The sequence below is a fragment of the Thermomonas sp. genome, from assembly GCF_041905325.1.
GTDB lineage: Bacteria > Pseudomonadota > Gammaproteobacteria > Xanthomonadales > Xanthomonadaceae > Thermomonas.
In genome coordinates this window covers 1-15,664 of the sequence record NZ_JAYRLK010000005.1, presented here as the reverse complement: position 1 = coordinate 15,664, position 15,664 = coordinate 1, and the positions used below count along the sequence as shown (strand labels likewise).

Sequence of the window (15,664 nt, the reverse complement as noted above, 5' to 3'; positions counted from 1 at the left end):
GGATAGTCAACGTGCGCTGTGGATCGCCCACTTGCCCACATCCATTGCAGCTTCCTTTAGTGCTTCCGGCAAGGTCGGGTGGGCATGACATGTACGCGCGAGGTCATCGGCAGCGCCGTGAAACTCCATGGCAACGACCGCCTCGTGGATCAGCGATCCGGCTTCGGGTCCCAAGATATGCACGCCCAAAATGCGGTCCGTCTCGGCATCGGCCAGTACCTTTGCCAATCCTTCGGTCTGGGCCTTGGCCCGGGCGCGACTGTTGGCGTTGAACGGAAAACGCCCCACTTTGTAATTCACGCCAGCATCCTTCAGCGCTTCCTCGCTCAACCCGACCGATGCCGCCTCGGGCGCCGTGTAGACAATGGCGGGAATCGCGCCGTAGTTGACATGGCCAGGCAAACCGGCGAGTTGTTCGGCCAGGGCGATGCCTTCCTCGGTGGCCTTGTGCGCCAGCATCGGGCCGCCGATCACGTCCCCGATCGCGTAGATGCCTTCCACATTCGTGCGCCACTGCGCATCTACCGTGATGAACCCTTTGCGGTCGCGTGCGACGCCGATGGCATCCAGGCCCAGCCCGTCGGTGTATGGGCGCCGGCCGACGGATACCAGCACGCGATCGGCGCGTAGCTCCTCGCCAGCGCCTCCGTTTGAAGGTTCGACGGACAGAACCACGGCATCTCCGTCGATGCGTGCGGACGCCACCTTCTGGGAAAGCCGGAATTCAAAGCCCTGCTGTTGCAGCACCTTGTGCAACGCCCGCGCGAGTTCGGCATCCATGCCGGGTGTGATCCGGTCCAGATACTCAATCACGGTCACCTTGGAACCCAGCCGTTGCCAGACCGAGCCCAATTCCAGGCCGACATAGCCGGCGCCGATCACGACCAGGTGCTCGGGTACCTGCGCGAACGACAATGCGCCGGTGGAGGAGACGATCCGGTCTTCGTCGATCGGGACATTCGGCAAGGTGGCGCCCGCCGACCCCGTCGCAATCACGATCGCCTTGGCCTGGAGCGTCTGACTGGCGCCATCGGCGGCAGTCACGCTGACCTGGCCGGGGCCAGGAATCGATCCGGTTCCAAGCAGTCGCGTGATTTTGTGCTTGCGGAACAGGTAGTCGATGCCGTCGCCCAAGCCGGAGACCACCTTGTCCTTGTGATCCAGCAAATTCGCGAGATTCAATCGCAGGCCATCGAACTCGACGCCATGCGTGGCGAATTCGGTTTTGGCCGCCATGAAGCGTTCGGACGATTCCAGCAAGGCCTTCGAGGGAATGCAGCCGATGTTGAGGCAGGTACCACCCATGCGGGTGCGGGTTTCGACGCAGGCCACCTTCATCCCCAACTGCGCGGCACGTATGGCGGCCGGGTAGCCGCCCGGCCCGCCACCGATGATGACCAGATCGAACATCACATTTGCGTCCACTATTCGTTCTCCGTGAATGAGCCACGCGGCAAGCCGTTCTAGCCGCGCCGAAAGATGCCTTGCAACACCAGAATTGCGGCACCGGTGACGATGGCGACATCGGCCAGATTGAATGCGGGCCAGTACCAGTCGCGCCAATGCCACTGGATGAAATCCACCACATGCCCGCGCATGATGCGATCCACCGCATTGCCCAAGGCGCCTCCGATAAGCAAGGCGTAGGCAAGCGCCGGGGGCCATGCATGACGTGGCAGCTTGGTGAGCCAACGCGTCAACAGCGCGGCGATCGCCAGCGCAAGGAACGTCAGGACATGGCGTTGCCAGCCGCCGGCCGAGCTGAGGAAGCTGAAGGCAGCACCGGTGTTATAGGAGCGGTACCAGTTCCACCAGGAGTCGAACACGGGCACCGCCGTGTGCTCCGGCAATGCGGTCAGCACCCAGTATTTGGTGAGCTGATCGACGGCCAATACGGCGGCGGACACACCGAGCCACGGCAGCGCGCTTGGCATTCGCGGCACGCCACCCTGCGCGGTGCGTCTCTCACGCATGATTGCGCTCACGGGTCTGCCACGCCGCTCGCAGCAGCGCGGGAAGGCGCCGGGCGTCACGCGCCAGGAGCATGCCCGCCAGTGCCAGATAGAGCCAGGCGATGGCCGTCAGCACGAAGATTTCCTGCTCGGGGTTGGATTGATAGAAGAACGCCAGCATCAGCTGCCCGACGAACAGCACCGCCAACGCCACGGCGCCAACCAGGCTCAGCCGCATGCGCAGCAGCAATGCCAGTGCGAACATCGATTGCGCGGCGGTCAGGAAGAATTCCTCGTGCTGGCGTGCGTCCAATGGCAGCGAGGTCAACTCACCGGCACCAATGCTCATGGCAATCGGCAGCATGCCCACCAGCAGGGTCCATTGATTGATCTTGTCGCTGATCATCGTGGTCAGACCGGCGCGGGCGCGGCCATCCAGCACGAACAGGATCGCGATGGTGACCGCCGGCGCTTCGCTGGCCAGCGGTGCCAGCCACTGGATCAACAGGAACTCGTCCATCCCCAGGCGTCGACCCGAAGCCACCAGCGATTCGGCGAAGGGTTCGGCCGCCAGCAGGATCACGCCTGCGGCCGCCACACTCATCACTGCCATCACCGTCCAGCGCTTGCCGGGCGACAACTGCGCGATCACCGCGCCCGGGCCCGGCTCTTCGTCTTCTTCCTCTTCTTCGTTCTCGGCCTTTGATGTGCGCCACAGGTACAGGCAGAACAAGGCACCCAGCACGACGAAATCGAACAGGCCGATGCGGTTCTTGAGGATGATGACGAAGGCATACGCGCTCGCCAACGCAAGGAAGACGATTTCGACCGAATTTTCGACCTGCAACGCAATCCCGCGTTGCCGCGAGCGCCACCAGTGCAACCCCACCAGCAGCGGCCAGGCAAGCCCGATCAACAGGCGATTGGCACCGGTCATGTTGGCGGCGGCGTAGGCCACATACCCGGACGCCGGATCTTGGCCGGCGCGGTAGGCGTAGTAGAAGTCCACCGCGTATTCGGGCAGCACCGTGATAAGTGCGACCACCGCCAGCACGAAGCCGGTGGCGATGTACTTCTCGGCAGCCTCCGCGCCCCACGACAGCAGGAAGCCGGCGGCCAGAATCGCCATGCCGAACAGCACCATGTCGCCCAGGGCGCCGACGCTGCTCCCGGTCACACGCAGGTACAGCGCGGGCACGACGGCCAGCGCTGCCAACCCCACTGGAACCACGAATTCTCGGACTGCGCTGTGTGTTCGCATGACGTGCCAGCTCCCTTGGGTCCTACGCGGTGCCGTCGATGGGGAATGCTTGCTCCACCGGGCTGACATAGACCCAGCCCGCGTCCGGTCGCCCCGTCCGCCCGACACGGCGGAAGATTTCCACAGCCCGGGCCACGTCTTCATCCTCGCAGAACAGCTCCATCTGCACCTCGTTGATCACCTGGTCGCCGAACTCGACCGAATACTCCTGCTCGCGTGCACTGAGTGCACGCAGCAGGCCCTTCACGTCGAACAGGCTCAGGCGCTGGAAGCCGGCGGCTTCCAGCGCGTGGATCAGGTCGGAGACCCGGTTGCGGTGCACGAACGCCTTGATCTGTTTCATCACACGGTCTCCTGCGGGTTGGATCCGGCCCCCTTGCGTTCGGCGCGGGTTTCAAGCCATTCGTACAGCACGGGCAACAGCACGAGCGTCAACAGCGTCGAACTGATCAGGCCACCCACCACCACCGTCGCCAACGGACGTTGCGTTTCCGCGCCGACACCGCTGGACAGCAGCATCGGCACCAGACCGAGGATCGCCACGCTCGCGGTCATCAGCACCGGTCGCAGACGCAGAGCCGTGCCCTGCACCACCGCTTCGCGCACCGACAGGCCTTTCTCACGCAGCTCGTTGAGGAAGCTCACCAGCACGATGCCGTTGAGCATCGCCACGCCGAATACCGCGATGAAGCCGATCGCTGAGGGCACCGACAGGTACTGGCCGGTGACAAACAAGGCCAACAATCCGCCAATGGTGGCGAACGGCACGTTGGCCAGAATCAGCGCCGCGTACTTGACCGAGTTGAAGGCGGTATAGAGCAACACGAAGATGAAAAAGATCGTGACTGGCACGATCAGCGCCAACTTGGCCAGCGCACGCTGCTGGTTCTCGAACGCCCCACCCCACTCGATCCAGTAGCCCGGCGGCAGCTTCACCTGCTGCTTAATCGCCGTCTCAGCGTCCTGGACGAAGCTATCGACGTCGCGGCCTCGGACGTCCATCTGGATCACCGCATAGCGTTGCAGTTGCTCGCGACGGACGAACGAGTAACCTTCGGCCACGTTGATGTCGGCTACCTCCGACAGCGGCACCAAGGCGCCGGTTGCCGTGCGGAGCGGGATGCGACGCAATGACTCGACCGAATCGCGTGTCGCGTCATCCAGCCGCACTGCGATATCGAAGCGTTTCACGCCATCGAGCAGTACGCTCACCGGTTCGCCGCCCAGGCCATTGCGGACGATGGTGAGCACCTCCTCAGCGTTCATGCCATGGCGGGCCAGTTCGTCGCGCTTGACCGCGATGCGAATCTGCGGCTTGCCGATGTTGGCTTCCAAAGCAAGGTCGGCCACGCCCGGCACCTTGTCCAGCACGCGCTTGATGCGGCCGCTCAGCTTGTCGAGTTCGCCCAGGTCTTCACCGTAAAGCTTCAGCGCCAAGGTGGCGCGCACGCCGGAGATCAGTTCCTCCACGCGCATCTGGATCGGTTGGGTGTAGCCGGGCACCACGTTCGGCACGACCTTCTCCAGCGTCTCCTGCATCGCCGCTTCGAGCTGCTTGATGTCGCGGCCCGACTTCCACTCTTCCTCGGGTTTGAGCGCGGTGTAGATCTCCATGTAATTGACGTCGGCGGTCTCGCCCTTCTCGGCACGGCCGATCATCGCCAGCGTGGTCTCGACCTCCGGGAATTGCTTGAAGGCCGCGGCGATGGTGTTGCTGGTCTTGATCGATTCGTTGAGCGAGGTCGACGGGATGCCCGTCACGCGCCACATGATCGAGCCTTCCTGCAGTTGCGGCATGAACTCCTTACCCAGGAAAGGGAACAGCGCCAGGCTCGCGACCAAGGCGACAAGCGCGCTGATCACGACCACTTTCTTGCGGCCCAGCGCCTTCGCCAACAGCGGCTGATAACCACGCTTGATCCTGGCCACCAACCACGTATCGCGCTCGGGCTTGGGCTTGAGAATCATCGACGCCAAGACCGGGATCAGCGTCAGGCTCAGGATCAGCGAACCGGCCATCGCGAAGGCGATGTTGAATGCCATCGGCTTGAACATCTTGCCTTCGAGGCCTTCCAGCGCGAACAGCGGCAGGAAAACCACGATGATGATGCCGATCGCGAACGTGATTGGATTGGCCACTTCCTTAGCCGCGGCCAACACCGCAGAAGTCTTGTCGACCTTCTCTCCGTGTTCCAACCGCTCCGCCATGATCCGGAAGGCGTTCTCCACCATTACCACCGCGCCGTCGACCATCATGCCGATGCCGATCGCCAGGCCCGCGAGCGACATCAGATTGGCGGACAAGCCGACCTGCCCCATGCCGATGAAGGCAATCAGCATGGCCAGCGGCAGTGTGACGATCACGACCAGCGCTGAGCGGACCTCGCCCAGGAACAGGAACAGGATTACCGCGACCAGCAGCGAGCCTTCCACCAGCGCCCGCACCGCGGTTTCGACCGCCTTGTTGACGAGGTCAGTGCGCTCGTACATCGGCTTGAGCACCATGGTCTTCGGCAGTGCATCGCGCACCACGTCAAGCTTGCCCTTGACCGCCTCGACCACGTCCTTGGCGTTCTCGCCGATGCGGGCCAGCGCCTGGCCCATCACGACTTCCTGGCCGTCGCGGGTCACCGCACCGAAGCGCGGCGCGGGGGCTTCGACCACGGTTGCCACGTCACGCAGATACACCGGCACACCGTCCTCCGACTTGAGCACGATCGCGCCGATGTCCTCGGTCGACTTCAGCAAACCCAGACCGCGCACCAGGAACTGCTCGCGGCCCACGTCCATCACGTTACCGCCGACCTGGCCGTTGTTGGCGGGGAGCGCGTTGATGACATCGCCGAAGCCCAGCCCGCGGGCGTAGAGGCGTTGCGGATCGATCTGCACCTGGTACTGGCGTTCGCCACCGCCCCAGGAACTAACGTCGTCCACGCCCGGTGCCGTGCGCAGGATCAGCCGCACGGTCCATTCCTGCCAGGTGCGCAGGTCCATGTCGGTGACCTGATCCTTGCTGACGCCGGGCGCTCGTTCGACGGTGTACCAGTAGACCTGCCCCAGGCCCGACGTGTTCGGGCCCATGCTGGGTTTGCCGTAACCCTCTGGCAGGCGGTCGCCGATTTCCTGCAGGCGCTCGTTGACCAGTTGACGGGCGAAGTAGATGTTCATGTCGTCCTTGAAATAGACCGACACGTACGACAACCCGAACAGGCTGACCGAGCGGATTTCCTGCACCTTCGGCAAGCCGGCCAAGGCCGACTCGACTGGGGTGGTGAGCAGTTGCTCGACATCCTCGGCGGCCAAGCCGGGGGATTCGGTGTAGACATTGACCTGGACTGGAGTGACGTCCGGAAACGCATCGATCGGCACGTTGCGCACCGCGCTGATGCCGAGGAAGGCCACCACCGCGAACACGATCAGGACCAGGAACTTGTAACGCAGGGAGAGTTCGACCAGGCGATTCAGCATGGCGCACCTCCCGCGCGGGCGGGATTGGCGTCAGAGGTCATCACTCTTCTCCCAACTGCGACTTGAGCATCTGCGCCTTGACGGCAAAGGCGCCTTCGACCACGACGGCATCGCCGGGCTTGAGGCCTTCGCGGATGACGGTGCGATCACCGATGGCTTCACCGGTGCGAACCGGCGCCGGTTCCAGCGCACCTGCCGCATTGCGGCGGAACGCCACCGTGTCGCCTTCCAACTGCACCAACGCGTCGGTCGGCACCGACACCGTGGTCGCGGCGGCGTTGCCGTCCTTGGCGACATCGCTGGCCTCGAAGAACACATCGACGTAATCGCCGCTGTGCAGGCGGTCGTCCCGGTTCGGAACCTCGATCCGCACCACCGCATTGCGGGTCGTGTCCGACGTGCGATGCGCGGGATGCTGAACGGTACCCTTCAGGCGCCCGCCGTTGAACACCACCGTCGCTTCCGTGCCGGGTGTGATGCGCGGAACGATCCCCGATGGCAGCTTGGCGTCGACCCAAACCACCGATTCATCGACCAGGCGGAACAGCGTCTTGCCCGGTTCAATTTTCTCGCCGACGACCACGGCATCCTCGGTGATTCGCCCGGCATGCGGCGCGGTCAAGGTGAACTGGCCGTTGCTGCGCCCGGCCGCCGTGCCCGGCAAGCCATACGCCTGTGCCGTTGCGCGAGCGCGATCGAGCGCGACCTGTGCCTCGTTGATGCGGCGCCCGGACACGGCCTCACGACCGAGTGCAGAGACGCGGCGCCATTCCTGTTCGGCGATGCGCAACTCTGCCTGGGCATTGGCGACTTCGACGCTGGACAGCGTCACCAGCGGTGCGCCGGCGCGCACTTCGTCGCCGAGCTTGGCATGGCGACGCACGACCAGGGCTTCGACACTGGGCGTGATCAGCGCCGTGCCGTAGGCATTGTCGAGCACTTCACCGGGCGCACGCAGCTGTTCGCTCATCGAAGCGGGCTGCAACGCCTGCACGACGATGCCGGCAGCTTTCATCGCTGCGGCATCGAGCTTGACGGGCGCGATGCCGGCTTCGCTTTCGGTGGGCGCTTCAGCGCCTTCGGCTTCGGTCGGGGCCGACTCGGTCGAGGGGGACCTCGAACATGCGGCCATGGCAAGCAGTAACGCCGCGGCCAGCAACGGCGACATCAGACGGAACGGGGTCATCGAAAGTTCTCTCATGGGGTGCCCTCCAGGCCGGCCCAGCGTTCAAGCTGTCCGGTGGCGGCGAGGTAATCGGCGTAGCTGCGCCACAGGCGCGCTTCGAGTTCGGCGCCGGCGAGTTGCGTGTCGAGGGTCTGCTTGAGTTGCAGCAGGTAGTCAGCGGTGGACAGCTCGCCCTCGCGCCACAAGCGCTCAAGGAGAGTGGCGCGACGCTCCACATCCGTGCCGCGGCTCGCCTGCCAGCGCGACCAGGCCGATTGCGCTGCGGCGTAGCTGTCGATCGCACGGCGACGATCGGCATCGAGTTCGACGCGCACGCGCTCGGCCTCGGCGATCGCGACATCGGCATCGGCCTGAGCTGCCACTACCTCGGCGCGATAGGAATTGCGCACGAACAGCGGAATGCTGAGCGACACGCCGACCACGTTGTCCTGCACATTGCCGTAGTCGATGCGTCCGCCGCGCACGCCCACGGTGGGATCGGCCACCCGATTGCGGCGGGCAACGGTCACTTCGCGTTCGGCAGCCAGCGCAGCGGCTTGTGCGGCTTGCCAGTCGGGCAACTGTTCGATGCCGGTATGGGAGGGCATCGGCGGCGGCAATGCGTCGCTGGGCAGCGTCAGGCTCGCCAGGAGTTCCGGCGAGCCGCCGACCGCGCGGAAACGCGCTTCGGCCTCCGCCTGTTCGGCGACGAGTTGCGACTGCTGGGCTTGCGCTTCATCGCGGGCCAGCAGTGCCAAATCGCGCTCCAACCCGGAAATGTCGGCTGCAGCAAACTGCTTTTGTGCCAACTCGCCAAAGCGCGTGACCAACGCCAATCGACGTTCACCGGTGCGCACACGTTGCTGCGCCGTCTGTAGCTCAGCCCAACTGGCGAACCACTGCTTGGCGAAATCGCGGCGACGCAGCTTGGCTTCAGCGGTGGCTAGATCGACCCGCGCGGAGGCCGCGTCGCGACGCGCGCGACGCTTGCCGCTCAGATCGAGCGTGAGGTTGAGGCCAGCGGTTGTGGTGCGATCCGGGCCTTCATCGTCGCCGGCCAACTCGACTTCGGGGTTGTAGAGCGGTCGTCCGGCCGCATCGTACCGGGCACGGGCTGCGGCCAGTTGCGCTTCGGTGGCGCGATAACTCGGATGGTGTTGCCAGGCGGCCTGCAGCGCCTCGCGAAGTGCGACTGGGGCCTGTGTATCGGGGGTTTGGGCGGCCATGGCCAAGCCCGACAGCAAACTCGCTGCCAGAACCAGGACGGCCAGCCGCGCGACGCGACGTCGTCGCGGCGAACGAACAAGGTGCATTGGAAGATCCTCTGAGTCGGCGGTGTCCTCTGGCGCTCCGCGCCAAAGGGGCAAAACACCTGACTCAGGCGATCGGCGGCCTCAGTTCCAAGGGTTGCGACGCGCTGGGCGGCAACCCGGACGTACGCATAGGCAGCGCCTGCGGCACGAGCACAACCACGATCTGCGTATCCGGCACCATGGCGGCAGCATGATGGCAACCGCAGTGACTGCAAGCGGCATGCCCGAGCTTGAGCTTCGTGGAATCGTCATTACCGCTATCCAGCGGCGATGCCTTCACCGCCACGGCATGGCTGCCATCCGTGCCGAAGCCCATGTCCGCGAAATCGTGCTTCGCGCAGGCGACCGCCGCGCCGATCTTCAGAGCGAAGATCAGCAGCACCAGTACCGCCAGCCGCGTGGAAGCGCGCAGGCGGGCCAGCAGCAGGCAGGAGGAGGCGACCGGGTTCATCCTGCCATCCTAGCCGGTGCCACGGACGTTATAAAATCTCATCAGGCCGGTTCCCGGGAGCGGGTCATGCCGTTCCTCGCTCGTGGACACATGCGCGACGGTATCCACGTCACTTCCTCAGCAGGCGCATGCCGTTGCCCACCACCAACAGGCTGGCGCCCATGTCGGCGAACACCGCCGCCCACATCGTGGCTTGGCCTGCAAAGGTCAGCACTAGAAAAACCGCCTTGATCCCCAGGGCCAAGGTGATGTTCTGCATCAGCACGTGAGCGGTGGCGCGCGAGAGCCGGATGAAGGCCGGAATCTTGCGCAGATCGTCGTCCATCAAGGCCACATCGGCGGTTTCGATGGCGGTGTCGGACCCGGCCGCGCCCATCGCAAAGCCGATATCAGCCCGCGCCAACGCCGGGGCATCGTTGATGCCGTCGCCGACCATGCCGCTGGTGCCCTGTGCGGCGAGGGCTTCCATTTCCCGCAGCTTGTCTTCGGGTAGCAGGTTGCCTTGGGCGCGGTCGATACCGACCTCACCGGCGATGGCCTGCGCCGTGTGCGGGTTGTCCCCGGTCAGCATCAGGGTCTTGACCCCGAGCGCGTGCAAGTCGGCAATGGCCTGTCGGCTGCTGTCCTTGACCGTGTCGGCCACGGCGAAGATCGCCTGCACGCCATCGCTTGCCAGCAGCGCCACGACGCTCTTGCCTTGTGCTTCCAAGCTGCTGAAATGCGCTTCCAACGCTGCCGAGCTGGCACCCAGGTCCTGCACGAGCCGATGGTTTCCCAAGTGGTAATGCGCACCTGCCACCTGGCCGCGTACACCGCGGCCCGGCAAGGCGGCGAAGTCCTCGACTTCACGCACGGTCACCGCATCGTCCTGTCCCGCCACGGCAATGGCCTTGGAGACGGGATGGTCGGAGCGAGCGGCCAAGCTGACCGCGATCGCGCGAGCCAGGCCTGGGTCCGCCTCGCCCCATGCGGCGAAATCGGTCTGCTTGGGTTTGCCGTGGGTGATCGTCCCGGTCTTGTCGAGCGCCAGCCATCGCAGCTTGCGACCATTCTCCAGGTACACGCCGCCCTTGATCAGGATGCCGTGCCGTGCCGCCGCGGCCAGTCCGCTGACGATGCTCACCGGGGTGGAGATCACCAGTGCGCAAGGACAGGCGATTACCAGCAGCACCAATGCCCGGTAGGTCCATTCCAGCCACGCCGTCCCCATCAGCAGGGGTGGCACCACCGCGACGCCGATGGCGACGGCGAACACCAGCGGGGTGTACCAGCGCGCAAACTGGTCGACGAAGCGCTGGGTGGGCGCACGATTGCCCTGCGCCGCCTCCACCGCGTGGATGATGCGCGCGAGGGTGGAATCATTGGCCGTGGCCGTGACCCGATATTCGAGCGAACCGGCTTCGTTGATGGTGCCGGCGAACACCGGATCGCCCTCGGCCTTTTCGACAGGAAGGCTCTCGCCGGTGATCGGCGCCTGGTTAATCGTGGAGCGGCCCAGGACCACCACGCCGTCCAGCGCGATGCGCTCGCCCGGCTTGACCCGCACCCGGCTATCGAGCGCGACCGTCTTGGCATCCGCCTCGACCCATCGGTTGCCATCCTGCAGCACCGTGGCCCGCTCGGGCGCCAGGTCCATCAAGCCCCGGATCGCATTGCGCGCACGGTCCAGCGATTTGGCCTCGATCACCTCGGCCAGCGCGAACAGCACCATCACCATGGCCGCTTCCGGCCAATGGCCGATCAGCATCGCGCCGGTGACCGCGATCGACATCAGGGCGTTCATGTTGAGATTGCGGTTCTTCAGCGCAATCCAGCCCTTCTTGTAGGTGGACAGGCCGCCGGTACCGATCGCCACCAGCGCCAGTGCAATGACCAGCCACGCAGGGGCCCCGAGCCACGACACGACCTCGGCGAGCAGTGCCGCCGCACCGGAAACGATCAACGGCCACCAGGCTGTCCGGGTCCGCACCGGTGCAGTCAACTCTGCGCCGCCGGCCGTGGCGACCGCTTCGGCCTCGAAGCCCAGCGACTTCAAGGCGGCCAGCACATCCGGCAAGACGCCGGTCGCGTGGCGGACGGTCAGGGTGCGTTGCACGAGATTGAAGGCCAGCGCGTCCACCCCCGGCATGCCACTCAACTTGCCGCGGATCAGGCCTTCCTTGGTGCGGCAATCCATCTTCGCGATATGCAGCGCCGTTTCGACGGCAGACACAGCCGTATCCAAAGGCACCGCCTGCATGCCGATCGCCGCCAGCGCGTCTTCCACAGGGGCCAGCGCAGGCAACTGGTGAAGCACTGTCAGCGTGCGCTGCACCAGGTTGAACTGCAGGTCCGTCACGCCCGGCACTTGGCCGAGCTTGTTCCGGATCAGCGCCTCCTCGGTGGGGCAGTCCATGTTCTCGATGCGATAACGCATAGCCTGGGGTGAAGGCGCAGGAAGTTGCGCCGTGGTCACCGAGCCATCACAGCTGTTGCAAGACGTGCTCATTGCGCGCGGTCTCCCTTGACGGCTTGCGCGGGCACACGCGAGTTGCGCGCATTGAAATAAAAACCACCGATCGCAATCACCGCCACGGCCAACTGCGCCAGCAGGGATTGCCAGGAGGGGTACACGCCCAGCCAATCGATGCGCGGCGCGGCGACCAGCGCCTGACCGACCCAGCCGGCTTCCTGCAGCGCCGCGATGCCCTTGCCGACCAGCACGACGGCGAGCACGGCAATCAGGATCGAACTGATCGAGAAGAACTGGCCAATCGGCAGGCGCTTGCTCATGCGCAGCATCCAGTACGCCACCCCGGCCAACACGACGCTGCCGGCGACCAGCCCACCCAGAATCGCGGTGCTGTTTTCCTGGTTCCACATCGCGATGAAGAACAGGATCGTCTCGAACACTTCGCGGTAGACCGCGACAAAGGCCACCAGGAACAGGAAGACCGCCGAGCGCCGGGTCAGCGCGGCCGAGACCTTGGCATGCAGGTACTGCTGCCAGCGCCCGGCCAGGCTCTTCTGGTGCATCCAGATGCCCACGCTGAGCAGCACCACCGCGGCGAACAACGCCGACACGCCTTCGGTGACCTCACGGTTGGCGCCGCTCACATCGACCAGATGGGTCGCGATCGCCCAGGTCGCCACACCCGCCAGCAACGCCCCGACCCAACCGGCGTGTACCGCCGGCAGGACCTCGCGGCGTTCGGCCTTGCGCAGGAAGGCGATCATGCCGATCACGATCAACAACGCCTCGATCCCTTCGCGGAGCAGGATGGTGAAGCTGCCCAGGAACGCCGTGGTGCGATCGGTGTGCGCATCCTGCAAGACCGCCTCGGCGCGATCGAACAGCGCGCTCACCTGCGTCGCCTGCGCTGTCGCATCGGAGGCAGGAACGCGGCGGCCGATGGCATCGCGATAGCGCGCCATGGTGGTTTCGAGCTCACGCATCAGCGCGTTGTCCCGCGCGGCGAGTGTGGGCTCGACCGGTTCGACGCCATCCAGGTACGCCGACAAAGCCGCCGTCTTCGCCTGCCCGGCATCGCCCGCCTGATAGGCGCGGAGGCTCTCGGCCATCCGTTGCCGAGCCAGTGCGAGCGATTGGACTGCTGCCACGCCCGAGGCTGCGGTCTGGACGGCCTGCGGCTGCCCGCGCAGGTAAGCGATGATGGCCCGCGCCTGTGTGTCCTGGCTGCCGGCGCCGATCAGATCCGCCTCGCTGGTGCGGGTCAGCGCTTCCAGCGTGGGAATGCGCTGGTGCCAGGCCGGCGCGTCGCGCCACAGCGCTTCGCCCTCGGCCCGCATCTGCGGCGAATGCGACAAGCTGCCGACGTAGAACGCCAGCGCCCAGCGATCGGCTTCCGGCAGGGACGAGAAGCCGGTCATGGCCGTTCCCTGGATCCCTTGGGAAATCGCTTCGTACAAGGCGAAGGGACTGCGCTGGGCGGCGCGGGTGGCATCGGTGAAGGCAATGGGCGGCGGATCCAGGCTCGCCGCAGCCGGCCCATCGCCGTGGCCGGCCGGACCATGGCAGGCAGTGCATTGCGCGGCGTAGAGCTGTGCCCCCCGGGCCGGATCGGGCGGCGTCGCCGGCACGGCACCGACCGGATAGTTGGCCAGCAGGCCGTCGGCCAGCCGATGCGCCAGATCGGCGACGTGCCTGGCGTCGGCCTTGGACTCGACAGCGGTCACCAGCTGATCGGCTTGGGCGATCAGGCCGGCCTGGCCGGGCGTCGACGGCAGCGCGGCCAATTGGGTTCGCACCGCCCCCGCAAATTCGCGCATCTCCGCGTACTCGGCCTCGGACGCGACACTGCCGGATTTCACGGCCGCGCCATAGTCGACGGCCACGTAGTCCAGCAGTTGCCAGGTCTGGCGCGGGTTGACCGCGGACGGCGCGGCGGCGAAGGCCGGGAAGGACAGCCAAGCCAAAAACGCGATCAGCAGGCAACGACAGAGGGAGTTGGTCACGGGGAGCGCCTAGGTGAAGGGCAATAAACGGGAATGGGAACCAGTTGCAACAGCGAGCGTACACCCCGTACCTGCTACGGAGTCAAGGGCAGGACTCCACGACATGACAGCCCCTCCCTCTGTGTGCCATAGCCCCCGTAGGCCTCACAGGGTAAAGTCCGTAGCAGCTATAGGGTCAAGAGGCGTCGATGAAGATCAGCGAAGCGGCCGAATCCAGCGGCTGTCATCTGGAAACCATTCGCTACTACGAGCGCGTGGGGCTGATGCCCAAACCGCGCCGAACCGCCAGCGGTTACCGCGAGTACCGCGATGACGAAGTGGATCGGCTGCGTTTCATCACCCGCAGCCGCGACCTCGGCTTCAGCCTGGATGAGATCCGCAGCCTGCTACGGCTGGAAAGCGACCGCACGCTCTCCTGCGGCGAGATCGATGCGATTGCCCGCGAGCATCTGACAGATATCCGCAGCAAGCTCCGCGAGCTCAATCGCATTGCCCGGGAATTGGACCGCACGATCAATGCGTGCTCCGGAGGCGCACGGGGCCAGTGCTCGATTCTGGCCACCTTGCGGGAACCGATGCCTGCCTCGCGGGTCAAGACGACAGACGTGCGTCGGAAGCGGTCGGCATGAAGCGTCTGGCGATGCGATGCCTTGATGGGAACTGCCCGTGAGCCTGCGTATCGCGTTGGTCCAGGCGGACTTTCCCGTCGGGGACATCGACGGCAACGCAGGGCGCATTGCCGAGCGGATCGCCGAGGCGCGCGATCGCTATCACGCCGACCTGGTGCTGTTTCCGGAACTCAGCCGTACCGGACCAGTCACATCAATCGCTTTGGGGACTACACACTCGACTTGAGCCGGGAGATCGCGCCGCTCGATTATTCGAGCCGGATCCTGGCGAACTAGGTCGGAAGTGGGGACCTGCCGGCTTATGATTTTGGCGACTTTTTGGAGGCTAATAGGCCACTTCGTGGCCTCAGCAAAGCACTAGGCTCAGAAGCAAAAGCACCGCAACATCAAGAGCTTAAAAGGCGAACGGCTGCTTTTTACATGAATCCCTGCCGGCCCTCAACGTCGTGGGAATGTCATTGGCATATCTCCGTGAATGCCGCACGCAGCGGCATGCGGACGAAAAGCGTCCGGAATGGCACAAAACGGAGTGTTAAGCGATCGGTGGTCGCAGGAGCGTATCGAGCGATCGCGAGAGATACGTCGGAGTGTTTCCGGTCGCGTGGGTGGCATGCGGCGGAACCGATGCCACGACATCCGGCAGCGCATGCAGATAGGCGGTGCCAAAGCAGGCGGTCAGATCGCAAGAGGCAGGCTTGCAGCAATCGCAAGGCATCTCGTGCGTGTCGAGCGACGGGGCCATCTCATCACCACATGGCATGTCCGCCATGGCCGCGGCCATTTGCGCTGCCGCGATCTGCTGGAGCGCCTCGTTTGCCGCCTGCGCTGGCTCGACCAGTGTCGAGGCGATCAGGGTGATGATCACCAACCAGTGCACCAAGCGGGACACGCGTCGCGGCATGGAAAGGATTCTAGTCCCGGGTGGCAGGTTGCGGCTGACCGCGCGTCGGATCCAGCAGGGATTTCATCT

General features: G+C 65.1%; 12 protein-coding genes and 1 pseudogene. 2 read left to right on the top strand and 11 right to left on the bottom strand.

Annotated features, from left to right (window positions below):
* Positions 1 to 6: 6 nt before the first annotated feature.
* From lpdA to ACE3OK_RS06855, 10 genes are all read right to left on the bottom strand, one after another.
* Entirely contained in the window at positions 7 to 1,410 is a 1,404-nt protein-coding gene (gene lpdA / locus ACE3OK_RS06900) for a dihydrolipoyl dehydrogenase (protein ID WP_205388017.1), read from the bottom strand.
* A gap of 53 nt (positions 1,411 to 1,463) precedes the next feature.
* A complete protein-coding gene (gene lspA / locus ACE3OK_RS06895; protein ID WP_114958860.1) occupies positions 1,464 to 1,934 on the bottom strand; it encodes a signal peptidase II in 471 nt (156 codons plus the stop codon).
* 31 nt (positions 1,935 to 1,965) lie between these two features.
* On the bottom strand, positions 1,966 to 3,213 hold the full coding sequence (locus ACE3OK_RS06890; protein WP_240311023.1) for a sodium:proton exchanger: 1,248 nt from the start codon (positions 3,211 to 3,213) through the stop codon (positions 1,966 to 1,968).
* 22 nt (positions 3,214 to 3,235) lie between these two features.
* Positions 3,236 to 3,556 carry a P-II family nitrogen regulator gene (locus ACE3OK_RS06885; RefSeq protein WP_114958858.1) on the bottom strand — a complete coding sequence of 107 codons (321 nt, stop codon included), beginning with the start codon at positions 3,554 to 3,556 and terminating at the stop codon, positions 3,236 to 3,238.
* On the bottom strand, positions 3,556 to 6,681 hold the full coding sequence (locus ACE3OK_RS06880) for an efflux RND transporter permease subunit (protein WP_114958857.1): 3,126 nt from the start codon (positions 6,679 to 6,681) through the stop codon (positions 3,556 to 3,558). Before ACE3OK_RS06880 ends, ACE3OK_RS06885 begins: the two co-directional genes overlap by 1 nt.
* Positions 6,682 to 6,721: 40 nt before the next feature.
* Positions 6,722 to 7,882, bottom strand: a complete 1,161-nt coding sequence (locus ACE3OK_RS06875; protein WP_114958856.1) for an efflux RND transporter periplasmic adaptor subunit — start codon at positions 7,880 to 7,882, stop codon at positions 6,722 to 6,724.
* Entirely contained in the window at positions 7,879 to 9,159 is a 1,281-nt protein-coding gene (locus ACE3OK_RS06870; RefSeq protein WP_130522598.1) for a TolC family protein, read from the bottom strand. The genes ACE3OK_RS06875 and ACE3OK_RS06870 overlap by 4 nt, the downstream gene beginning before the upstream one ends.
* Positions 9,160 to 9,223: 64 nt before the next feature.
* Positions 9,224 to 9,610 (bottom strand): hypothetical protein, encoded by a 387-nt coding sequence (locus ACE3OK_RS06865; protein WP_114958854.1) that lies wholly within the window; start codon positions 9,608 to 9,610, stop codon positions 9,224 to 9,226.
* A gap of 109 nt (positions 9,611 to 9,719) precedes the next feature.
* Positions 9,720 to 12,098 (bottom strand): heavy metal translocating P-type ATPase, encoded by a 2,379-nt coding sequence (locus tag ACE3OK_RS06860; protein WP_249038061.1) that lies wholly within the window; start codon positions 12,096 to 12,098, stop codon positions 9,720 to 9,722.
* Complete coding sequence (locus ACE3OK_RS06855; protein ID WP_165921003.1) at positions 12,095 to 14,065, bottom strand: cytochrome c/FTR1 family iron permease; 1,971 nt, start codon at positions 14,063 to 14,065, stop codon at positions 12,095 to 12,097. Before ACE3OK_RS06855 ends, ACE3OK_RS06860 begins: the two co-directional genes overlap by 4 nt.
* A gap of 188 nt (positions 14,066 to 14,253) precedes the next feature.
* Here ACE3OK_RS06855 and ACE3OK_RS06850 point away from each other — a divergent pair, with 188 nt between their 5' ends.
* Both ACE3OK_RS06850 and ACE3OK_RS06845 read left to right on the top strand, forming a co-directional pair.
* A complete protein-coding gene (locus ACE3OK_RS06850; RefSeq protein WP_114958852.1) occupies positions 14,254 to 14,694 on the top strand; it encodes a helix-turn-helix domain-containing protein in 441 nt (146 codons plus the stop codon).
* Between the two features lie 37 nt (positions 14,695 to 14,731).
* Positions 14,732 to 14,818: pseudogene (locus ACE3OK_RS06845) on the top strand (hypothetical protein); the annotation flags it as partial.
* 408 nt (positions 14,819 to 15,226) lie between these two features.
* Here ACE3OK_RS06845 and ACE3OK_RS06840 read toward each other — a convergent pair.
* Complete coding sequence (locus tag ACE3OK_RS06840) at positions 15,227 to 15,559, bottom strand: hypothetical protein (RefSeq protein WP_374248809.1); 333 nt, start codon at positions 15,557 to 15,559, stop codon at positions 15,227 to 15,229.
* Between the last annotated feature and the right edge of the window lie 105 nt (positions 15,560 to 15,664).